This window comes from Vibrio sp. V08_P9A1T1, from assembly GCF_963874405.1.
Lineage (GTDB): Bacteria > Pseudomonadota > Gammaproteobacteria > Enterobacterales > Vibrionaceae > Vibrio > Vibrio anguillarum.
This window is the reverse complement of record NZ_CAWNIB010000033.1, coordinates 1-21,804: the sequence shown is the minus strand read 5'-3', so window position 1 is coordinate 21,804 and position 21,804 is coordinate 1. Positions and strand designations below refer to the sequence as shown.

Sequence of the window (21,804 nt, the reverse complement as noted above, 5' to 3'; positions counted from 1 at the left end):
CCTATTGGCTATTTCCATCGCTAAAATTTCCATGACAAGTGATATTAATCGGCTGATAGGCTTGCCAACACTTTTGCGCGCTAACATCGCCGCCTTGCGCTTTACGCTGATAATGCTGTTGCAATTGCGTCAGATAACGCTGGGCAATCATTTTTTGCTCATCATTGGCCACTTGCCAAATCGATTCGCCAACCAAACTAAGGGGTGGTAATTTTGGTTCTTTGCCCCGTACTGCAGGCGGATTAATCTGCACGTTCAGCAGCTCGTAGATACGCCGATTCTCTTCCACCAGCTGTTCCTGTTGTAATCTCGCGCCCAGTGTCATCAACTGTTCACGTAAGGTGTAGCCGTGATGCACAGGACAAAGCAGAAAATCGAACGAGCGATGCGGATAACGCTCAACCAGCTCGGCAATGAATTCACTCATTAAATCACCGCCAACCCCAGCGATGATCAGTAGATGCGAGCCAGAATGGCTATCAAGCGGCAAATCGCGCACATCCATGCAATGTGTACGCCAGCGCGGTAACGCCACCGTTGCAGGGAAATAGCGCGTTAAATCAAGCGTCACCTTTTCAATCAACGCTGGCACAATATCAACAAAATGCACCACACTATTTGGACAGCGCTTCAGTAATGCCGCGCCAAGCAAACCGTGATCGCAGCAGCAATCCCAAATATGATCGTAGTGGCGGTTGATCTGCTGTACTAACTGCGTGAGCCGTTTTCCTAATTTCATCTTTGCCCAACCAAGCCGCATGATACAACACGCCGCCGAATAAAAAGAGTGGCGGCCATTTTACTTGGATTTGAAGAAATGTTGCATAGAAAATAACAAACCCATCAATGAACATTTCTAGTTAACCTGTCAGTGATTTATAGTGAGCAACACTTAATCTATTCTGACAAAAGGAAATGTCATGGCAGCTCTGTTTTTCAAGTGCCTGCTTGGTGCGCTTGCCGTGTTGATCATCGCCCTGCTCTCCAAAAGCAAAAGCTTTTTTATTGCTGGTCTTGTACCGCTGTTTCCTACCTTCGCTCTGATTGCGCATTACATTGTCGGCACCGAACGCACGATGGAAGACCTGCGCACCACCGCGTTGTTTGGCCTTTACTCGCTTATCCCGTATGCGGCATATCTGTTGGCAGTATACTACTTCAGTTATTGGCTACCTCTCACCAGCACACTGGTATGTGCCACTTTGGTGTGGTTGGCATTCGCTGCATTATTGTTAGTAAGCTGGACACGTTTAAACCCTGCGATGGCCTAAATCATCATCCCCCGACGGTCATATCGATACGGGAGAAAGCCAAACGCAAGCACTACAACGTGAAGTGCTAGAGGAACGATGGCATTTACGCTGCACAATTTATTAAGGAAAGACATAATGTTCGGAAGAGCTTCTTTTACTCTGTTTATTCACATTGTGGTGATCGCAGCTGTTGCGGCGAGTGTGGGAAGCCTGCTCGCCATTCCGCTTTCTGAAATGTTTATTGCCGCAGCTTTAGTCATTGTGCTGCATAAAAAACGCCTCTTATCCATTCGCGTTCCTAACGGGTTATTGTTGACGGTGCAAATTGTGCTCGGCATCAGCGTTGGGGCGACCATCAGTTTAAGTCAATTGGGCGAAACCTTAACCCTACCGGTGATTATCGGTTTGGTTTGCTGCTTAAGCTTGCAGATCGCCAGCAGCTTTCTTTGGCTCCGCAAAAGAGAAGGTTGGTCACCGTTTGAATCTCTACTCGGTGCGGTACCGGGCGCGATGGCAGCGATTTTGGTGATCAGCGAATCAAGCCAGACTCCTTCAACCAAAGTGGTTTATTCGCACTCGGTGCGCTTGATGATCCTCACTTTACTGGCTCTTTTTATCTCCAATAGCACGCCCGACGTTGCCCCCGTTGAGAGCAGTTTGACGATTTACGCGTGGTTGATTTTCTTTGCGCTTGCGCTGCTTAGTCTACTGCTGGGCAAAGGCTCGACCTTGCTAGGCATTCCTGCGCCCTATATGTTGGCGGCACTGCTGGTCACGGCCAGTTTCAATAGTTTTTCGACAGGCATTACGCTACAACTTCCAACATGGATGGTGGTATTCGCCACCGCACTGCTGGGTATTTTGATTGGCGCACGCCTTGCCGATACCACATTGCGCGAAGCCATGGCTTATTCGCGCGCAGGTGTCATGGTTACACTGATTGGTCTGCTGGTCGCCGTCGCCGTGTCTGGCTTGTTTGCGTTACTGCTGGATAAATCTTGGGTGGTATTACTTCTAGCTTGGGTCCCCGGCAGTGTAGAAGCGATGACCGCCGTCGCCCTACTGCTGGGCATGGAACCCGCGTTTGTGATGATCAACCACGCCCTACGGCTACTGCTGCTCTACTCGCTACCCGCCGTGTTGAAAAAGCCGTTAGAGGCGTTGCGAAGCAAGTGAGGTGAGAAAAATGAGCGACCGAGGAATATTTTGGATAACCGAATACTCCGTTCACTGCCCTTTTTCATACTCAATCGAGTTAATAAACCACTCTTTGATACCGGTGGGCGTGGGCACTTGCACCTCGTCATCAACCTCTTTTTTCAGCAGAGCACGCGCCATCGGTGAATCGATGGAGATGTAATCTTTCGCGTCACCGTAAATTTCTTCTGGGCCCACAATGCGAAAGCGCTTTACATCACCCGCTTCATTTTCAATTTCCACCCAAGCACCGAAAAACACTTTCCCCTCTTGTTGAGGCGAATAATCAACTATCGTCACTTCCGGTAAAAATTTTCTCAAAAAACGAATTCGGCGATCAATTTGGCGAAGTAAACGCTTATTAAAGGTGTAGTCTGCGTTTTCAGAGCGATCCCCGAGGCCAGCAGCCCAAGTGACTATTTTGGTAATTTCTGGCCGTTTTTCATGCCAAAGATGGTCATGCTCTGCCTTTAATTTATTGTAGCCCTCACGGGTAATCAGTTTGGTCTTCAAGATCTTTTCCCATTACACACCGCCGTACATTCAAGGTAGCCGCGGGTTATACATTCATCACGATGGCTTGCTACTATACTGTCATTTTCGCTCGGCACCAACTGACTGAGCTTATCTTTAGCCACCAAACTCATCTTCGGTTTTAGCGCTGCCAACGCTGAAAAATGACATCAAAATCACACGCGTTACGTGACCTCTTTGGCACAATCGGGTAGAAGGTTATCTCACTAATCTCATAACAGCGCGCCGTTAGACTAGAAATAAGTCTAACGTGCCCCAATAGTTACCCTATTCAAACCACCCTGAGTGGTGGTGCTACTGAACTACAAAAGAGAAACCACGGATGAGCCAAGCTATCTGCAAATTGATCGCACAAGAGCTAAATGTGCGTCTTGAGCAAGTGACAGCGACTGTCACACTTATTGATGACGGAAACACCGTTCCTTTTATCGCCCGTTACCGTAAAGAGGTCACGGGTGGGCTAGACGACACCCAACTGCGTACCTTAGACAGCCGTTTATCCTATCTGCGCGAGCTCGATGATCGCCGCCAAACCATTCTGAAATCGATTCAAGAACAAGGCAAACTCACCGCCGAGCTGGCACAAGAGATCAACCAAGCGGATAGTAAAACTCGCCTTGAAGATCTCTATTTACCCTACAAACCTAAGCGTCGCACTAAAGGACAAATTGCGATTGAAGCAGGGCTTGAACCCCTGGCAGACAAGCTGTGGAATGAAGCGCAAACCGACCCTGAAACCGAGGCCGCACACTATGTGAACACCGAGAAAGGGATCAGTGATATCAAAGCAGCACTGGACGGTGCACGCGCCATTATCATGGAACGCATTGCTGAAGATGCCAACCTACTGGACAAAATGCGCCGCCATTTGACGCGCAGTGCCGAATTGGTCTCTCGCGTGGTCGAAGGCAAAGAGCAAGCAGGGGAGAAATTTAAAGATTACTTCGCGCATAATGAAACACTCAGTAAAGTGCCTTCACACCGAGCATTGGCCATGCTTCGCGGCCGCAATGAAGGCTTTTTAAGTTTGAGCATGAATGCCGACCCAGAGCAAGAAGAGGGCGTGCGCCAATCGTATTGCGAAACGCTGATTGCACAACACTATGGCATTCACTTAAGCAGCGCCCCTGCCGATGGGTGGCGCAAACAAGTGATCAGTTGGGCGTGGCGCATTAAAGTGTCAATGCACATGGAAACCGAACTGATGGGCGCAATGAAAGAGCGTGCCGAAATCGAAGCGATTGAAGTGTTTGCCACCAACTTAAAAGATTTGTTGATGGCCGCACCGGCTGGCCCACGCGCCACTCTCGGCTTAGATCCTGGTTTGCGAACGGGTTCGAAAATTGCGGTAGTGGACGCCACGGGTAAAGTACTGGCGACCGAGACGATTTATCCGCATCAGCCGCATAACCAACATGACAAATCAGCGAAAATTGTTGAACAGTTAGTACGCCAATTTAACGTCGATTTGATTGCGATTGGTAACGGTACCGCATCGCGCGAAACCGATACTTTTGTCGCTGATGTCATTAAGCGCGGCAACCTGAAAGTGCAGAAAATCATTGTTAGCGAAGCAGGGGCCTCGGTCTACTCAGCCTCTGAGTTGGCGGCCAAAGAGTTCCCCAATATGGATGTGTCGCTACGCGGCGCGGTGTCGATTGCTCGCCGCCTGCAAGACCCACTTGCCGAGCTGGTGAAAATCGATCCGAAATCGATCGGTGTGGGCCAATACCAACACGATGTCAGCCAGTCGATGCTCGCCAAACGCTTAGATGCGATTGTTGAAGACTGCGTCAACGCAGTGGGCGTGGATGTGAATACTGCCTCTGCCGCGCTGTTAACACGCGTGGCTGGCTTGTCTAACGCACTGGCGCAAAACATCGTTGATTATCGGGATGAAAATGGACGCTTCGCCTCACGCGCCACACTGAAAAAAGTCGCGCGCTTAGGGCCAAAAGCATTTGAGCAATGTGCGGGCTTCTTACGCATTATGGATGGTAAAAATCCACTCGATGCCTCTTCGGTTCACCCAGAAGCGTATCCAGTGGTGAAAGCCATCGCCGAAAAAAATAGCAAAGAGATCAAAGCATTGATCGGCAATAGTGAGTTTTTGCGCAATTTACACGCCGTCGATTATACCGACGAGCATTTTGGCCTACCGACTGTCACTGACATCATCAAAGAGCTCGATAAACCGGGCCGCGATCCACGCCCTGAATTTAAGACCGCGACCTTTGCTGATGGCGTGACTGAAATGAAAGATCTGGAAATTGGGATGATTTTGGAAGGCGTGGTATCGAACGTGGCCAACTTTGGTGCTTTTGTTGATATTGGCGTTCACCAAGATGGCTTAGTGCATATCTCTGCGCTGACTGATCGTTTCATTGCCGACCCGCGTGAAGTGGTGAAAGCAGGCGACATCGTCAAAGTCAAAGTGATGGAAGTCGATGTGCAGCGAAAACGCATTGCACTCTCGATGCGCTTAAACGATGAGCCGGGTCAAGATAACCGCAGCCAACGCTCTGGCGTAACAAGTGGCAACACGCGTTCGCATCAAAACAGTGGCCAACCGCAACGCCGTCGTGAAGAGCCACAACAAAACGCGGCAATGGGTGGAGCTTTCGCCGCCGCCTTTGCTAAAGCGAAAAAATAGCGGCGATGCGTAACTTACTGGATAAACGAATCACAGTGAAAAGCACCTAACCGCGTCGCTCATATCAGAGCCGCAAAAAACACAAATCCCCACTGCGGCCAACGCCTAAGTGGGGATTTTATTTATCGCGATAAGTCGCATTCATCGACCTACAACACCGCAATCACTTCAGAAGGCGTATTGGGTGCAACCGCGTGACCATAATAGTACTTAATTACAGTTCGCCGGCGCGCCATTTTGCCTTCGGTTATCGCAGCATCAATAATGTGTTTAGGTAACCTAAACCGCATCGTATAGCTTTTACCTTGATCCTTGCTGTAGGTGGCGAGAGCGAGCAAGTCAAACAGCCTTTCGAGCTCGCTTTTCTGCTCCTCTTGATAAGAAGTCGATGTTTCGTATTCGGTGCCAACCTCATAGCTTGGGTGCTCTGAAGGGTCCCATGACGACTGTTTTCGTCTTTTATCATCCGCCTTTACCTTACGCTCAGCGTTGGTTTTAGCCAGTTCGACGGTTGGCATCACAGGGGCGCGGATCCGATTGTCACGCGCGGCCTGTTCCGTTTGCACATTAACCGATGGGGCGATAAGTGGCACACTTACGTTCGTTGGTGACACCATCATAGCCGAAACCTCCTCAGTATCGCCCGCCCCGATAGACCTGCTTTCGCTCAGCACTACTGGGTTAGACTTTATATCGACCAGATTGCTCAAACTTTTAGCAAATTTATTTTTAATTTAACATTTGCACCCAACGGCTTGACGTTTCAGGACGCTACAGATAAAGACAGCAAACGGGCGAATCCCCATGAGAGAGCAACGATGTGATTGAGGTGAGCCAACACAGCTGTAGCTTTAAGTAGAAAGACATTGCATGGGTATCAATGCCTTAACGTGCAAAGGCGATGAGCTGCTGGCAAAAATCGTCCAGTTCAGTGATGAACGGTGCGTGGGAGGAATTGCCAAAAATGTACTGCTCGCTATTGGGCAAGGTTTTTTGCAACTCTTGCGCCACCTTAACCGGCACCAAACCATCAAGCCGACCATATAGACGAAGCATGGGAATCGAGAGTGCTGTCAACGGCTGGCGCAAATCCACCTCCGCCAACATGACCAAACCCGCTAACAACGATTGTGGGTTCGGCGCTGGCCGTGATAACACCGCTTGTTTTAGGTATTTCACATCTTGCTTTGCCTGAGGGCTGCCCATCGCTTGCAGCGCCATAAAGCGCTCAACAGTAGCCTGAAAATCGTCCATTAACTGTTCAGTAAAGGCACTGAGCACTTGAGGGAGAATGCCACGCCACGGTTTCTGTGCCGCAAATTTGGGAGAACTCGCCACAGTGACCAATTTGCTCACATAACTTGGGTGATGCAGTGCCATATGAGTCGCCACTAACCCACCCAAAGACCAACCGACCCAAATGGCTTGTTTAGGCGCTTGCATGATTAGCGCCTGCGCGATCTCTTCTAGATCAGCGGCGTGACTAGCAGCGCTGTGACCATAACCAGGCAAATCAACCACGTGCACACGAAAATGTCCTTTAAGCACATCGACCGCTTGCTGCCATACTGCACCATTCATCCCCCAACCGTGCACCAAGACAAGATCATCGCCCTCGCCTGAGGCTTGCCAATATAACGCTGTGGCCATGCTCACAAATTCCCCCACTAAATTCACACTTCTTCGCTGAAAAAATACCGATCATACACTCACTCACTTGAAATCACGGTCAACACAAAGACTGATTCAAGTTGCAAGAGTATAACCATACTTCGTTTCACAGCTTTGGTTGAGTTATGTTATCGCATTGGGTTCAAAAAACCATCACTCGCTTGGTAAGCCGTCAGTGTCTACTGTGTCGTTTACCGATTGAAACTCACCAAACTGGGGCTTGGTGTAAGACCTGCCTAACCTATTTTTCACCGCAACCTCGCTGCCAACAGTGCGGCCTGCCAACACTTATTACCGTGCCTCAATGCGGGCAATGTTTAGCGAATCCTCCGCCTTGGCAACGCCTATACTGTGTCGGCGACTATATTTTTCCGCTCAGTCACACCATTCATCAACTCAAATATGAAGGTCAATTTTGGCAATCTCGCCATTTGAGTGCCTTACTGACGCCACGTATCGACACTCCCGCCCCGCTCATCACTAGCGTTCCGTTGCACTGGCAACGGCGCTTAAAACGCGGCTTCAATCAAAGTGCACTACTTGCCTCTCAATTAAGTCAACAACTGGGGGCTAGCTGCGATAACCAGTTGATCAAACGCAATCGCGCAACGCCCCAGCAGCAAGGGCTTTCTAAATTACAGCGCAAACAAAATCTCAAACATGCATTCACACTACGGCACCTTCCCACGCACAAGCACATTGCACTTGTTGACGATGTAGTGACCACGGGCAGCACCGTGCAGCAAATCTGTCAATTACTGCTTGAAGTCGGTGTCGAAAGGATTGATATTTACTGCATATGCCGCACTCCTGAACCTAAAGATTAACCAACACGGTTTTATTTAGCGCGTAAAAAGGACTGGATCCGCCGTGTTTCAGGAGTAGAATGGCAAGTAATAACCTATAAATTTACTCAGGTATTCGTCGTGTCAAATTCTATTATTATTACCGAAACAGCCCAAACCCATTTCGGCAAGTTGCTTGGGCAACAGCCTGATGGTACTAACATCCGAGTTTTTGTAGTCAATCCAGGCACTCAAAATGCAGAGTGTGGCGTCTCTTACTGCCCACCCGAGGCAGTGGAAGCGACTGATACTGAAATTGCCTTTGAAGGTTTTTCTGCGTATGTCGATGAACTGAGCTTGCCGTTTTTAGAAGACGCAGAGATCGATTTCGTCACTGATAAAATGGGTTCACAACTGACACTTAAAGCTCCGAATGCGAAGATGCGTAAAGTGTCTGATGACGCAAGCCTGATTGAACGTGTGGAATATGCGATTCAAACTCAAGTCAACCCGCAGTTAGCTGGCCATGGTGGCCATGTCAGCTTGGTTGAAATCACCGAAGATGGTATTGCGATTGTCGCCTTTGGTGGTGGCTGTAACGGTTGTTCAATGGTCGATGTCACCCTCAAAGAAGGCATTGAAAAAGAACTGCTTCAACAATTTGAAGGCGAATTAACCGTGGTGCGCGATGCTACTGAACACGATCGTGGTGAGCACTCTTACTACTAGTGACTCGCTAGATACGTGGATTACAGAAAAACGAAGCCGAGATGAGATTCTCGGCTTTTTTATACTTAAAATCATTTGCCGCGCTCAAGTCCTTTTCAATTAAGGTCATTTTCTCATATAGTTAGAAAAGTCATTTGCCTTACGGGAATTAGTGTATGCCAACCAGAAAACTGCCCGAAATTTTAGCCCAAAGAACGGCAGCTCAATCGACCCTGTTTACCATCGAATCATTAGATTTACGCTTTTCTAACGGCGAACAGCGCACCTATGAACGAATGAAACCGAGCGGCCGGCATGCAGTCATGATGGTGCCAGTAACGGCACAAGGAGATTTACTGCTGGTTCGAGAGTATGCCGCTGGCACTGAACGCTATGAGCTCGGATTCCCTAAGGGTTTGATTGACCAAGGAGAAAGCCCGCAACAAGCAGCAAATCGTGAACTCAAAGAAGAAATTGGTTTTGGCGCAAGCACCTTAACCCCCTTAAAAGAGGTGGTACTTGCCCCCTCTTACTTTTCGAGCAAAATGACACTCTTCTTAGCACAAGATCTATACTCAGAAGTAATGGAAGGCGATGAACCCGAACCTTTAGAGGTCATTCGCTGGCCTCTGGCCCAAGCAGAAGAGCTACTGACTCACCTCGATTTCTGTGAAGCCCGAAGCATTACCGCACTACTGCTTGCTCTGCGCAGCCTAAAATAACAAAGTAGAGCTATAGGATTGATGATGCCAACAGCCAATAATTTATCTTACTTACTGCCTGACGTAATTGAAATCGCTCGCTCTGCCGGGCAATTGATTCTCGATATCTACGAAAAGAAAAACTACGAAGCGTTCACCAAAAGTGACCACACCCCTGTCACCAGTGCCGATCTTGCTGCGCATAAACTGATCTGCGAACGACTGAGTGAACTCACGCCAGATATTCCTGTTTTGTCGGAAGAGGCGGCGGACATTAGCCTAGAAAAACGCAGCCAATGGCAGCGGTACTGGTTGGTTGACCCGCTTGATGGTACGCAAGAGTTTATTGCGCGCAGTGGTGACTTTGCCACCATTATCGCACTGATCGAAGAAAACCAACCAGTGATGGGCGTCGTCTATGGGCCCGTTTCTGGCGTGACCTACTACGCCTACGCAGGCAAAGGCGCATGGAAGATCCCCGACATGTCTGAAAGCTTGCGTATTGAAACACACAAGCACGAAACCGTTGGGCAATCCATCGCGATTGCGATCAGTCGCCGCCAAGATATTAACCGTATTACAAGTTGCATGAGCAGCGCATGGAATTATGAGCTAGTGCCGCTGGGCTCGGCAGCGCTGAAAGCGTGTTTAGTCGCAGAAGGTGCTGTCGACTGCTATTTGCGCCTCGGCCCAACCGGTGAATGGGATACCGCCGCCACGCAATGCATCGTAGAAGAGGCGGGCGGACGCATCCTCAACACGCAACTGCAACCGCTGTCCTACAATGAGCGTGAAACGTTAGAAAACCCCAACTTTATTGTGTTAGGGGATGCCGATTTGCCTTGGAATACCATTTTACAAGTCAAACCATAACGGCCATTACCAATAAAAATGCTGATCAATAGACTCAGCATTTTTATTGGGGTATGAAATGATTACGGTTAAAAAACCAATCAAAGCTGGCCTTGATAATTAAACTGATATTTACCTTGGTTGTCTGGCGCTCCAATCCACTGTAATTGCTCCGCCATTTCGGGTGGGAATTGCGCTTCAGGTTTAAACCATGCTTTCGCACTGTAACTCATGTCTGGTTGCAGCTGCAGGGTAAACTCACTGCTCATTTGATCACTGTTTTGCTGGCCGTTCAATGTCATCTGATTGCTTTGACATTGCAGATCTGCCACTACCGGACCAAGCGAGAGCTCTCCTAAAGGTGAGTCAACTCGGCCATGGGTCCACGCAAGTGAGCCTTCGGCAGATTCACACCACGGGCTATCATAGCGGTAATGGTTCAGGGACAATTCGACTTGCCCCTGAAAAGTCACTGGTACAGGCAGCGGAAACAGCGTCGCTAATTTATTAGCCGCGACAGAAACCACAACCTTGTCCGCATAAGGGCCAGAAAACCCCAGACCAAGATTGCCTTTGCCACGAACTCCCATATCACTACCGCGTCCAAAGCGTACCGCCACTTCAAACTTGGCCATCAGCAGTTGTGATACTTGGATGTCCCAGTTGAGATCGCCGACATTTTGCCCTTGCCAAAAGAGTTGCTGAGCACTACCAGACCACACCGTACCGTCAACACCAGTGACACGCATGACTTCGGAAGAGGAGAGTTGATTCATCACCAAGGAAGCCGGAATATGCGCGACCACACTGATGAGAAAAACCATTACAAGGAACCCGCTATAGAGCAATTTCTTTTTCACTCACCACCTCGCTTCAGTTGTAAGCGTTTTACTTCGACAACGCCACTTTGCTGAGCACGGTTGATGTCCATAAACTCGACATCGACACCTTGCTGCTCTTTTAGAAAGGCAAGCCAATCCACCAATTTAGAGAAAGGAAGTGGTTGTATCCAAACCTGCATCATTTCATCACGCGGTTGAATACGAATAAGCTCAATTTGAAAACGCTGCACACTTGATGAGATGACTTGATTGAGCGGTTGCGTCGTTGCCACCCCACCACCTTGTGCGCGCAATTGAGTAATGGCATCGGCCTTATCCGTCACCCAATTAAGCAATTGTCTTTCACTGATAATCCGGGCTTGCGCAAGCTCGGTTTTCTGATTAAGTGGCGCTAAAATGCCCCAATAAATGATCGCAACCACACACAGCGACACACCACCTAACAGTAATTTCTGTTCACGAGGGGAAAAGGCCGCCCATCGTTGTTGAAGTGCACTCAGGCTATTTTTCATGTCACTAACCTCACTGGCTTTTCAGTATGAAGGTACCATTAACTACAGAACCCGAGCGGTTTAACTGCCCTTGCTCAACCACAAACTGCTTTTCCAATTTAAGGCGCGCTTGTTCAAAGCTTTCAAAATCATTACTTTGAACTTCAAGGCGAATTTCACCCCGATTGCCATCATATTTAACACTTTGCAACTGCATGTTCGGTACGCTGCCGATACTGCTGGGCAACTTCGACAACCACTCCAACATCGAACCATTGGCCCCACCGCCAGAGAGTCGAGCCGCTTCATCATTCATCAGTCTTTTCAGGTAACTGATGGTGGGTATTTTCTGTTTATCAGGGAAAACCGCGCGAAAAACACGTTCACTCTCCGCTCGATAAGCATCGGCTTGCGCTTCGTAGTGCCCTGCTTGCAAAAGATGGTGGCTGGTTGAAATTACAATCAACACCGCGGCCGCTAATGCGCATTTTTGCCATACTTGCCAATGCTTCAAAAACGAGGACTTGGTTTTAAAACTTCCCGTCAGTAAAGTCACTTTGCTCGCTATTGCTTGCTGAGTCAGCAACGCCATGACTAAATGAGGCTCGGCCTGTTGCCAATGTTGCCCTTCAGCCAATGTCAGCTCAGGGAGCGGGGTATACGCCTCTAGCGGTAAATAGTGCCCCTCTTGCTTGACCCATTCTGAAGCACTAAACAGCGTTAACCACTGCGGTTCAATGCTCACCCCTAAATACTCACCTTTACGGATTAACCATTCTTGGCCGATCTGCAGTGCCGACAACCCCTCTGATGCAGGGATAGCCAACACATCCGGTAATACCTTTTTCACGTCAAAACCCGCGGCTTTGAGCTCATCTAAGCGGGTACGCAACCAAGCACGATCCACCCCGACAACGTAAGCAGTGGAAGCAGTTTTATGCAAAATTGAAAAATGCAGCTCATCCACATCTTGTGCGATCTCATCTTCGATTAGATAAGGCAACATTGACTCTAAGCGACGAGCCGCCCCTGATGGAATCGCGACCTCAGTCAGAACTAAATCACTGGCAGCGAGCAGCACAATCGTGGCGCGTTCAGCCGCATAGCTAGAGAGCTGAGATAGCTGCTCCCATCCGGATATTTCACCGCTGGCAATCACTTCTTGCTGCTGTGTTGACCACACCAGCCAAGGTATTTCAGCGTCTTGTTGACTACTCAGCCGAACGGTCAGAAACTCGCTCACTGATCCCTCCAAAGCGACGGCGTATGACCGTTGCGGTTTCTCTATTATCACTAAACAATAAACTGCGAATACGAACTCGCGAGTCATCAACCAAGATTTGAGCATCCAGTTCAAAATAAGCACTATCGACAGCTAGGTACTGTTTCGCTTCTTCTTTCACTTTGCTCTCCACAGCAGCCAATGCGGCCTCTGCGAGAAAATTGTCTACCGAAGCCCAACCATCAAATGGTCGGCTCTCGAGTAAGTTTTTTGCATCCCCTTCACTTAAGTGCGGGCTGAACATCGCCACCAATAACTTGGCATGATCGGGTTCCAAGGTATTGATATTCAAACGCCAATCATCAGTGGGGAGAGTACAGATATAAGGCGCTATTTTATTCATTACATCACCGCTCACCTGCTGAACCGCGCGCAACTCACTGTTATCCGCAAGTAAACTATTCGCCGCCAGATAAGCAGGAGACATTGATTCATACTGGCTGTCTTCTACGCCATAAGAGGACTGCACATCTGAATCGCCATCAATATACTCCCAAGCCGAATCGGCAATCACTTCGGCTTGATAGCTGTCGACCTCAAGCTCTTCCAATAACCGTTGCAACACTTGCACTAAATAGGGTTTTTCGACACTCCCTGCCGCAGGTCTGGCTCTCGAGAGTACATTCAGGTTAAAACAAGCCTGTTTATCAAGGATGCGCCCTTTTAGAGTGCCGTAATCCAATGGATACGTTTGCTCTTTCATCGCCCAAGGTTGACTTAAGTTAATCGTTTCGTTGTCTTTGTAGCTCTGCTCGATAGCCACTTTAGCTAAAGCTTCACTGCCCACACTATACCAATAGGCTTGCTGGTAACTAATTTGATTATTCGCTCTTTGAAACTGTGTGAATAAACGCTCGGACATGGTTGCGGCAATCGACACCATAATCGCCAACAACAGCAAGATAACGATTAACGCCACACCGCGTTGGGATCGATTAGGGTGCGCCATTATTATCAGCCTCTTTATTGGTCGAATTGATGCCACCACCAGCAGTAAGGTAGATACGCTCAATCTCGCCATAATCTTTCAGCGCCAATTTCACGGCCACCGCCTGTGGGATTTTCAAGGCATCACTCCACTCTTCACTCCATTTATCTTGGTTATAAAAGCGCAGAGATAGTGACTCAACATCATGTAACAATGGCGTGATGATCCCTTCTTGCCCTGCAGGAGTATCAGGATAACGCCACCATATACGCTCTAACACGCCCTCTTTAATTCGGTAGCCGACCTTAGTGACTTCCCCGCGTGGAAATTGCTGCTGTGGGTTATGCCAACCTAATCGTGCAAACAGCACTCCTTTTTGATCGGAGTCGAGCAAGTACTCTTTCCAAATCAGCATCTGTTGACTTGGCTCTTCACCATTGGTGCGAAATTGACGCGTTGCCATCTGCCGAAAATCACCATCCATTAACACCATGGCGCGCTGCAATTCGTTCAAACGTTGGCTACGTTGGGCTGAAATCTCATTACTGCGCTGGACTTGGTTCAATACTTGGTAAGCACCAACGCTCAAACTAGCGAAAATCGCAATCGCCACCAGCACTTCAATCAGGGTAAAGCCTTTGTTCCGTTTATTTGGCGACATAACTTCTCACTGTCACCAAAGGTGATCCTTCTTTTTCACTAGCCACGCTGACATCAAAAGCTTTCAATAAATTATCCGCAGTGGGTACTAAAGTGACTTTCCAATACCAGGTTCGGCCCGCCAATACTTCACTGCCATTTTTCGCTTGTACGTTTTTAGGAGTAAGCATCACTTGCGCCATCTGGTTATCGACCACCATGGCGGCAAACGCTTTTTCTTCCAAATAACTCACGGTATTGATGTGTTGGCTGACCGAACGGATCACACTGATGGAAGCGGTGGCAAAAATAGCCAGCGCCACCAAGACTTCTAACAGCGTCATCGCTTTTTGTTTACCCATCGATCGCATCTCCCGGAGCGAACAGCGTGATTTCCCCGTTTTCTTTCACTACCACTCGCCAGCCTTGCTCTGCATCTTGCTGATTAAGATGGATGCTCAGGACAAAAGGGGTCAGCTCACCACTCGATAAAATAAACACTTGTGGTGGTAGCTGCTTTTTCTGTTCGTTTTCATCAGCAAACTTATCGTCATCAAACAGACTGCCCGGTTTGAAGAGTCGATCGTCGTTTTTCCATGCACTTCCTCCCAGCTCAAACTGGAGGGATAACCCCTCAGGCAACTGGAGCTGTGAAGCCATTTTCTTGCTCTCTAGCGGCTGCCATCCCTTGTCCTCCATCGATAGGAAAACCAGATGCGATTTTTTTTCATCGACCCGCAAACCAAAATCTTTGCCACTGAGAATGGCTTCTTCATTACTCAGTTGTAGACGCTGATAAAGGCTCATCGCGTACTGTTTCGCATCATCGTTGTTCGTGCTAGGTAGCGTCGATATAACGGCCACAGCACTGAGCGAGAGCAGCACGAGCACCAGCAGTATTTCGAGTAGGGTAAAACCGCGTTGAGATAGCATCAGATAAATGGGGCGGCTAAGGCCGCCCTCTCTCTTATTGGAAATCTTGCATGTTCCAGTTGCCTATGTCGGCACTGGCGCCTTCGCCACCTTCTTGACCATCAGCACCTAGCGTGAAGATATCAATCGTACCGTTATCACCAGGGCTTAAGTATTGATAAGGGTTGCCCCAAGGGTCATTTGGCAAACGGCGAATATAACCGTTATCGCGGTAGTTGCGTGGCTCAGGATTCGACGGCTTGGTCACTAGCGCTTCTAAGCCTTGATCTGTCGTTGGGTACACGCTGTTGTCTAATTTATACATATCCAACGCATTTTCGAGTGCGACAATATCGGTAATCGCTTTTTGTTGGTCAGCTTTTTCTTTATTACCGAGCAAATTAGGCACCACAAAACTCGCCAAAATACCCAAAATAACCACAACCACCATCACTTCAAGCAAAGTAAAGCCCGACTGTTTATTTGTTTTTGTTCTCATTCCAATCTCCAACATAGTTTGGTCGTTATCATTGCAGAATTCAGTCATGATCAACGACTCATTAAATTATTCATTTCTAAAATCGGCATCAAGGTCGCCATCACGATAAACAGTACCAACCCAGCCATTAATGCAATCAATGCCGGGGTAAAAATACCTAATGCGATGTTGACCGTCGATTCAAAACTCGCGTCTTGGTTATCGGCCGAGCGCGTCAGCATACTTTCGAGCTCACCACTTTGTTCTCCACTGGCGATCATATGCAGCATCATCGGTGGAAATAACTTGGTTTGCTCAAGCGCTTTACGCAAGCTCGACCCTTCGCGAACATTGTCAGCCGCCAACAACACTTGTTGCTTGACGTATTTATTGGACATCACATCCACCGCTACACGCATCCCATCCAAAATAGGAATCGCACTGGAGGTACAAATAGACAAAGTTCGCGCAAAACGCGCAGTATTGAGACCGCGAGTGATTTTGCCAATCAACGGCATGCCGATGATTTTTTTATCCCACTTCAACCGCAAGTTCGGCTTGCTTAGCAACCATCGGACGAGATAAATCAAGATCACCAATAGCACCAGCAATTGGACACCCCAATGCTGGATAAAATCACTTGAGGAGAGTAAAAATTGAGTCGACTTCGGTAATTCTTGCCCCATTTGGACAAATTGTCCGACGATTTTAGGCACCACAGCCGCCAGCAAAAAAGCCACAATACACACCGCGAACACCACCAACACCACTGGATAAATCATCGCTTGTTGTAACTTGGAACGCATTTTTTGGCGATTCTCAGCATAGTCCGCTAAACGCTCAAGCACAGAATCCAAATGACCTGATTTTTCGCCCGCTTCAACCATCGAACGAAACAGGTCATCAAAGATATGTGGGTAATCACCTAAGCTGTCTGACAAGGTATACCCCTCAGTCACTTTGGAACGAACAGCGGCCAACATGGTGCGAATACGCGGCTTTTCCGATTGTTCAGATACCGCTTTCAAACACTCTTCTAATGGCATGCCTGACTGCACTAAAGTGGATAACTGGCGAGTAATGAGCGCTAAATCCGGTGTACTGATACCGCGCTTAAAACTCAAAGGCGATTGCTCACGCTGAGCCGCTTTCGCTTGCGTCTCAATGAGTTCAATCGGTATAAGCCCTTGCTCTTTTAAGCGCTGGCGAACCTGCCGAGCATGGTCCCCCTCAATAACACCCTTTTTTTGTTTGCCTTTGGCGTCGAGCGCTTTATATTCAAATGCCGCCATTATGCTTCCTTCGTCACTCGCATCACTTCTTCAAGTGAGGTAATGCCTTTCAGCACTTTATCAAGCCCGTCATCACGAATGCTCGGTGTTTTCGCCCGCACCGCTTTTTCAATTGCTTGCTCTCCGGCTTCGCTATGAATTAAGGCTTGTACCTCATCATCAATCAGCAACAATTCATGTATACCCGTTCGGCCTCGATACCCTTTGTGATTGCATTTGTCACAGCCCTTCGGACGATACAGTGTCAGCGACTCTTTTTTCTTACAATTGAACAGTTTTTTCTGCTCATTATCAGCTTGGTAGGCCTCTTTGCAATCGGGACATAAGGTACGCACTAAGCGTTGTGCCAATACGCCAAGCAGCGATGATGAGATCAAAAAGGGTTCAATTCCCATATCGCGCAAACGTGTTATCGCACCGATGGCGGTATTGGTGTGCAAAGTCGACATCACCAAGTGCCCAGTTAAAGACGCTTGCACCGCAATCTGCGCGGTTTCTAAATCACGAATTTCCCCAACCATGACCACATCCGGGTCTTGACGCAAAATAGCACGTAATCCTCGTGCGAAAGTCATGTCCACTTTAGGATTGACTTGAGTTTGGCCGATACCATCAATATCGAACTCAATCGGGTCTTCAACGGTTAAAATATTACGCTCGTTGCTGTTGAGCTCTTGCAGGCCAGCGTACAAGGTGGTGGATTTTCCTGAACCGGTTGGGCCCGTCACCAAAATAATGCCATGCGGTCGTTTGATTAATTGACGGAAGCTTTCGTGGTTAGCGGCCGTCATTCCTAGACTGTGCAGATCTAAGCGCGTGGCGTTTTTATCTAGCAAACGCATCACCACACGCTCACCGTGAGATGAAGGCATGGTTGACACGCGAACATCGACCGCTCGGCCGCCAATGCGCAATGAAATGCGTCCATCTTGTGGTACACGTTTTTCAGCGATATCAAGCTTAGCCATTACTTTGACGCGTGAAACCAGCAACGGCGCTAATTTACGACTCGGCGCTAACACTTCACGCAGTACCCCATCGACACGAAAACGAATCGACAAGATTTTCTCAAAGGTTTCAATGTGAATATCCGACGCGCCCTCTTTGATCGCTTCGCCAAGCATGGCGTTGATCAATTTGATGATGGGCGCATCGTTTTCTGACTCTAACAAATCTTCATTTTGTGGCAGCTCTTCGGCTAATGAGAAGAAATCATCACTGTCAGCACCAATATCTTCCATTAATTGTCGCGCTTCTGACGAGTCTCGTTGGTAAGCTTGGGTCAGCTTACTTTCAAATTCGGCCAGTGAAATTTCAACCAAGTTGAGCGGCTGTTTCACGACTCGTTTCACTTCGACTAATGATTCGATAGCCAGCGGAGCGACATAAAATAACGTCGGCAGCTCGTTGTCTTCTACCAGCTCTAATACCAATTTAAAACGATTGGCAAAGCTAAACGGTAAACGACGGTAGTGAGGTTGCGACAAAACTTCGGTCATTGCTGTTTTTCCATTTGTTCGATAAAGGCTTGTACTTCCGCAGAATGAGTACGGTCATCACCAAACTTAGGCAGCACAGGAATATTGTCGTTCGCCATCAACTTCAAACCGCGATCAGCGTTATAAAGCTGCTCTGCACGAATGTAGTTGTACTTACGCTGAGTGATGCCATCGGCCGTCATGCCATCACGAATGATGGTCGGCTTAATAAAGACCATCAGGTTTTTCTTCTCAACTTGGGTACTGGTCGATTTGAACAAATAGCCTAAAACCGGTATATCGCCTAATAGTGGGACTTTGGATTCACTTTCGACCGCGCGCTCATCAATCAACCCCCCCAGAACTAACATTTGCCCGTCTTGAATGATGACCGATGTGTTTAATTGACGCTTTGCAAAACGCACATCGACGGCACCATTCGCTCCTAATACGTTGGATACCTCCTGTTCAATTTTCAGTTGAACTGAGTCGCCTTCGTTGATTTGTGGTACCACTTTCAGCTTGATACCGACCTCTTTGCGTTCTACGGTTTGGAAAGGATTATCGTTATTTGCGCCCGCGCTCGAACCTGTCAAAACAGGCACCTCTTCGCCCACGATGAAGGAGGCTTCTTCATTATCCATCACCGTAATACTCGGTGATGACAAGATGTTTGAGTTGGAGTCACTCGACACGGCGCTGATAAGGGCCGTCCAGTCGCCCATCACTAAGCTCAGCGCTGCACCATTGACCGCACCGAGCGCCGACGCCAAAGTAGAGTAATCCCCTTTGGTGGTGGTGTTTTCATTACGCAAGAAAGTACCATCAGGATTATAAACCGCTTTACTGGTGGTGGTATCTTTGGCTTCTTCTAAACCAATCATTACCTTACCGATTGGCGCGCCCGCGTTGCCATACTGAATCACAGAGCCGTTGTCGAGTGAGCCCCATTGCACGCCTAAGTTGATGCCATCCCCTTCGGCCATTTCAACAATCAGCGCTTCAATCAATACCTGAGCGCGACGAATATCCAACTGCGCAACCACATCTTCTAGCTCTTTCATGATGTCTTGCGGAGCGGTAACAATTAAGGAATTGGTCGGTGCATGTGCTGAAATCATCACTTCGGTGCGTTGTGAACTTTGCCCTGTTTTTTGCCCAGACTGTTTTTCGGCCTGCAAGTTGTCAGACACCCCTTTCAACACATCAACCAAATCTTCCGCTTTCGCATTCTTAAGATAAATGACGCGGTTATTGCCTCTTGTTGCCATCTCAACATCAAGCTGAGTGATCAATCGCTTTAGACGTTCACGGACTTTAGGATCACCTGAGATCAAAATCGAATTGGTACGATCATCGGCCACCAACTTAGGTTGCAAAAACTCTGGGGTATTTTTAGCATCCGTAGTTTTGTTTAATGCCTCCACAATACGCACCATTTCAGCGGCAGATGCATTACTTAGTTCCACCACTTCGATGTCTTTGTCACCGGCTTGGTCAACTCGTTTGATGATATCGGCTAAACGGTTGACGACCGCAGCACGACCTGTAATCAAAATGATGTTCGCCGGATCATAATGCACTACGTTGCCCGCTCCTGCGTTATCGATCAACTGGCGTAGCAAAGGTGAAAGCTCTCGTACCGAAACATTCCGCACCGCAACAACGCGCGTGATCACGCTATCACCGTTCTCTTTTCCTTCATCGCCAACCACAGGAATCGCAGACGTTTTGGCATCTTTCGACTTGATCACTTTGAGCACGCCGTTGTCCATCTCCACCACGGCAAAACCATACACTTCCAATACATTCAAAAAGAAGCTGTAGTATTGCTCTTCATTAAGCGTGTCATAGCTGCGGACATCGACTTTCCCCCGAACTGAAGGATCAACAATGATTGTTTTTTCAAGATTACGGCCCACGATATTGATGAATTCTTGAATATCGGTGCCTTTAAAGCTGGCACTAAAATCGTTTGCCATGGCTAACGGCGATGACAACAAGCCACCCATCAATAACCACGTCGTTTTGTTTAACCAATGCTTCACGTCTTACTCCCTAAACTCATGCTCATGCATCAGTCTGTCTAAAATTGGATATAAATGTCATGGGATTGCCCGTCTCTTTCGACTGTTAAGTTCATTTCGGTTAACTCAGAGACTGACTGAAAAATCTTATTCATGGCGTCCGGGTCCGTTAAATCCTGACCGTTTAACGCGATTGCGACATCGCCATCTTGTAGCCCTACCGACTCAAACAACTCAGGAGATTGCCCAGGGCTCACTCGGTATCCAAGCACTTTGTCATCACGTTTCACTTGCGACAGGCGTACATATTTAAAGATTTCTTGCGGATTGCTGGCAATAGCGGCGCGAATGTCATCCAACTTCTCTTCTGCAGACGCTGGGTTATTACCACGCACATTCGACGCAACAACGCGCTCAGGCGTTGCCACACTCGGTTTATGATAGTCAATTCCATCCAACATCAAGGTTTCATCGCGCCCTGAGTTATCAATAATAACGCGATCATTGAACACCGCTTTCAATTTGACACGGGTTCCTTCAATGACTTCGTTAACACCATAGGTCGATTGACTACCACGATTTGCGATTACCGCTAGACTCTTACTCGGTTCATTGCTCGCCACCACTCCAACCAATAATAAGCTAAGGCTGGTTTTAGGTGCATCTTTGACCACAGGCTGTGCGGCTTCGACCTTCTGCTCGCTATAGCGACCAAATAAACTTCCTTGTTGTAAAGAAGAGAGATCAAGCGAACGCGCCGCATTCGGCGTTGATGCGATTGCTCTTGGAGACCAAGGCGTTATATCAACCGCGTTTTGCTGAATCAGCCACACCATTTTTCCTAGAATCCAAGCCGACGTGACCAGCAATACTAAGGTAAGAAATTGGCTGATTTGTTTCTGCCATTGCGGTATTTTTTGTAGCAAACCTGCTTGCCATAAGCGAGATGAGGTCATACTGCTAAAATCGATTCGCCTCAAAAGATGTCCTTACTGATATTTTCTTACTTCAACCATGATGTTTCACATTCATGAGCCGTTAGCCAGACGAAAACCGGCGGATTGGCCTCAAACTATACTTC

The 21,804-nt window shown here is 48.1% G+C and carries 24 protein-coding genes; 8 read left to right on the top strand and 16 right to left on the bottom strand.

The window, feature by feature from the left end:
- Window position 1: 1 nt before the first annotated feature.
- Window positions 2–739 carry a tRNA (adenine(22)-N(1))-methyltransferase gene (locus AACT21_RS02070; protein ID WP_094164435.1) on the bottom strand — a complete coding sequence of 246 codons (738 nt, stop codon included), beginning with the start codon at window positions 737–739 and terminating at the stop codon, window positions 2–4.
- 181 nt (window positions 740–920) lie between these two features.
- Here AACT21_RS02070 and AACT21_RS02065 point away from each other — a divergent pair, with 181 nt between their 5' ends.
- Genes AACT21_RS02065 through AACT21_RS02060 form a run of 3 tightly spaced genes read left to right on the top strand, consistent with a single transcriptional unit; the run spans window position 921 to window position 2,429 of the window.
- Window positions 921–1,271: a GlpM family protein gene (locus AACT21_RS02065; protein WP_017048724.1), complete on the top strand. Its 351-nt coding sequence runs from the start codon at window positions 921–923 to the stop codon at window positions 1,269–1,271.
- Window positions 1,258–1,377, top strand: a complete 120-nt coding sequence (locus tag AACT21_RS16680; protein WP_160117746.1) for an NUDIX domain-containing protein — start codon at window positions 1,258–1,260, stop codon at window positions 1,375–1,377. The genes AACT21_RS02065 and AACT21_RS16680 overlap by 14 nt, the downstream gene beginning before the upstream one ends.
- Window positions 1,378–1,388: 11 nt before the next feature.
- A complete protein-coding gene (locus tag AACT21_RS02060) occupies window positions 1,389–2,429 on the top strand; it encodes an AbrB family transcriptional regulator (RefSeq protein WP_094164434.1) in 1,041 nt (346 codons plus the stop codon).
- Window positions 2,430–2,480: 51 nt separating this feature from the next.
- On the opposite strand, the gene greB is transcribed toward AACT21_RS02060, so the two are convergent.
- Entirely contained in the window at window positions 2,481–2,963 is a 483-nt protein-coding gene (gene greB, locus AACT21_RS02055) for a transcription elongation factor GreB (RefSeq protein WP_010319306.1), read from the bottom strand.
- Between the two features lie 343 nt (window positions 2,964–3,306).
- On the opposite strand from greB, the gene AACT21_RS02050 reads away from it, so the two are divergent.
- Window positions 3,307–5,637 carry a Tex family protein gene (locus tag AACT21_RS02050; protein ID WP_094164433.1) on the top strand — a complete coding sequence of 777 codons (2,331 nt, stop codon included), beginning with the start codon at window positions 3,307–3,309 and terminating at the stop codon, window positions 5,635–5,637.
- A 149-nt stretch (window positions 5,638–5,786) separates the two neighbouring features.
- Here the strand turns inward: AACT21_RS02050 and AACT21_RS02045 are convergent, their stop codons facing one another.
- A complete protein-coding gene (locus tag AACT21_RS02045; protein ID WP_026027513.1) occupies window positions 5,787–6,257 on the bottom strand; it encodes a hypothetical protein in 471 nt (156 codons plus the stop codon).
- Between the two features lie 265 nt (window positions 6,258–6,522).
- Window positions 6,523–7,287: a pimeloyl-ACP methyl ester esterase BioH gene (gene bioH / locus AACT21_RS02040; RefSeq protein WP_038148688.1), complete on the bottom strand. Its 765-nt coding sequence runs from the start codon at window positions 7,285–7,287 to the stop codon at window positions 6,523–6,525.
- A 146-nt stretch (window positions 7,288–7,433) separates the two neighbouring features.
- Between bioH and AACT21_RS02035 the strand changes: the two genes are divergently transcribed.
- From AACT21_RS02035 to cysQ, 4 genes are all read left to right on the top strand, one after another.
- Window positions 7,434–8,135: an amidophosphoribosyltransferase gene (locus AACT21_RS02035; RefSeq protein ID WP_013855424.1), complete on the top strand. Its 702-nt coding sequence runs from the start codon at window positions 7,434–7,436 to the stop codon at window positions 8,133–8,135.
- A 99-nt stretch (window positions 8,136–8,234) separates the two neighbouring features.
- On the top strand, window positions 8,235–8,822 hold the full coding sequence (gene nfuA, locus AACT21_RS02030) for a Fe-S biogenesis protein NfuA (protein ID WP_094164432.1): 588 nt from the start codon (window positions 8,235–8,237) through the stop codon (window positions 8,820–8,822).
- 155 nt (window positions 8,823–8,977) lie between these two features.
- On the top strand, window positions 8,978–9,523 hold the full coding sequence (gene nudE, locus AACT21_RS02025) for an ADP compounds hydrolase NudE (RefSeq protein ID WP_013855426.1): 546 nt from the start codon (window positions 8,978–8,980) through the stop codon (window positions 9,521–9,523).
- Window positions 9,524–9,547: 24 nt separating this feature from the next.
- The gene (gene cysQ / locus AACT21_RS02020; protein ID WP_010319313.1) at window positions 9,548–10,375 is read left to right on the top strand and encodes a 3'(2'),5'-bisphosphate nucleotidase CysQ; all 828 of its coding nucleotides are present in this window, start codon (window positions 9,548–9,550) and stop codon (window positions 10,373–10,375) included.
- An 80-nt stretch (window positions 10,376–10,455) separates the two neighbouring features.
- On the opposite strand, the gene AACT21_RS02015 is transcribed toward cysQ, so the two are convergent.
- The 12 genes from AACT21_RS02015 to gspC are packed head-to-tail and all read right to left on the bottom strand — an operon-like array spanning window position 10,456 to window position 21,679.
- Entirely contained in the window at window positions 10,456–11,214 is a 759-nt protein-coding gene (locus AACT21_RS02015) for a type II secretion system protein N (RefSeq protein ID WP_094164431.1), read from the bottom strand.
- Complete coding sequence (locus AACT21_RS02010) at window positions 11,211–11,708, bottom strand: type II secretion system protein M (RefSeq protein WP_013855429.1); 498 nt, start codon at window positions 11,706–11,708, stop codon at window positions 11,211–11,213. Before AACT21_RS02010 ends, AACT21_RS02015 begins: the two co-directional genes overlap by 4 nt.
- A 10-nt stretch (window positions 11,709–11,718) precedes the next feature.
- The gene (gspL, locus tag AACT21_RS02005) at window positions 11,719–12,930 is read right to left on the bottom strand and encodes a type II secretion system protein GspL (RefSeq protein ID WP_013855430.1); all 1,212 of its coding nucleotides are present in this window, start codon (window positions 12,928–12,930) and stop codon (window positions 11,719–11,721) included.
- Window positions 12,899–13,918 (bottom strand): type II secretion system minor pseudopilin GspK, encoded by a 1,020-nt coding sequence (gene gspK / locus AACT21_RS02000; RefSeq protein ID WP_017049387.1) that lies wholly within the window; start codon window positions 13,916–13,918, stop codon window positions 12,899–12,901. The genes gspL and gspK overlap by 32 nt, the downstream gene beginning before the upstream one ends.
- Window positions 13,905–14,558: a type II secretion system minor pseudopilin GspJ gene (gspJ, locus tag AACT21_RS01995; RefSeq protein ID WP_088731482.1), complete on the bottom strand. Its 654-nt coding sequence runs from the start codon at window positions 14,556–14,558 to the stop codon at window positions 13,905–13,907. Before gspJ ends, gspK begins: the two co-directional genes overlap by 14 nt.
- A complete protein-coding gene (gene gspI, locus AACT21_RS01990; protein ID WP_013855433.1) occupies window positions 14,545–14,907 on the bottom strand; it encodes a type II secretion system minor pseudopilin GspI in 363 nt (120 codons plus the stop codon). The genes gspJ and gspI overlap by 14 nt, the downstream gene beginning before the upstream one ends.
- The gene (gene gspH, locus AACT21_RS01985; RefSeq protein ID WP_013855434.1) at window positions 14,891–15,469 is read right to left on the bottom strand and encodes a type II secretion system minor pseudopilin GspH; all 579 of its coding nucleotides are present in this window, start codon (window positions 15,467–15,469) and stop codon (window positions 14,891–14,893) included. Before gspH ends, gspI begins: the two co-directional genes overlap by 17 nt.
- Before the next feature lie 34 nt (window positions 15,470–15,503).
- Entirely contained in the window at window positions 15,504–15,947 is a 444-nt protein-coding gene (gene gspG, locus AACT21_RS01980) for a type II secretion system major pseudopilin GspG (protein ID WP_010319321.1), read from the bottom strand.
- A 50-nt stretch (window positions 15,948–15,997) separates the two neighbouring features.
- Complete coding sequence (gene gspF / locus AACT21_RS01975; RefSeq protein ID WP_017045694.1) at window positions 15,998–17,218, bottom strand: type II secretion system inner membrane protein GspF; 1,221 nt, start codon at window positions 17,216–17,218, stop codon at window positions 15,998–16,000.
- Window positions 17,218–18,717 carry a type II secretion system ATPase GspE gene (gspE, locus tag AACT21_RS01970; RefSeq protein WP_019282846.1) on the bottom strand — a complete coding sequence of 500 codons (1,500 nt, stop codon included), beginning with the start codon at window positions 18,715–18,717 and terminating at the stop codon, window positions 17,218–17,220. The genes gspF and gspE overlap by 1 nt, the downstream gene beginning before the upstream one ends.
- A complete protein-coding gene (gene gspD, locus AACT21_RS01965; protein WP_094164430.1) occupies window positions 18,714–20,744 on the bottom strand; it encodes a type II secretion system secretin GspD in 2,031 nt (676 codons plus the stop codon). Before gspD ends, gspE begins: the two co-directional genes overlap by 4 nt.
- Window positions 20,745–20,782: 38 nt before the next feature.
- Window positions 20,783–21,679, bottom strand: coding sequence for a type II secretion system protein GspC (gspC, locus tag AACT21_RS01960; protein WP_228376488.1), 897 nt, complete (start codon window positions 21,677–21,679; stop codon window positions 20,783–20,785).
- Window positions 21,680–21,804: the final 125 nt, after the last annotated feature.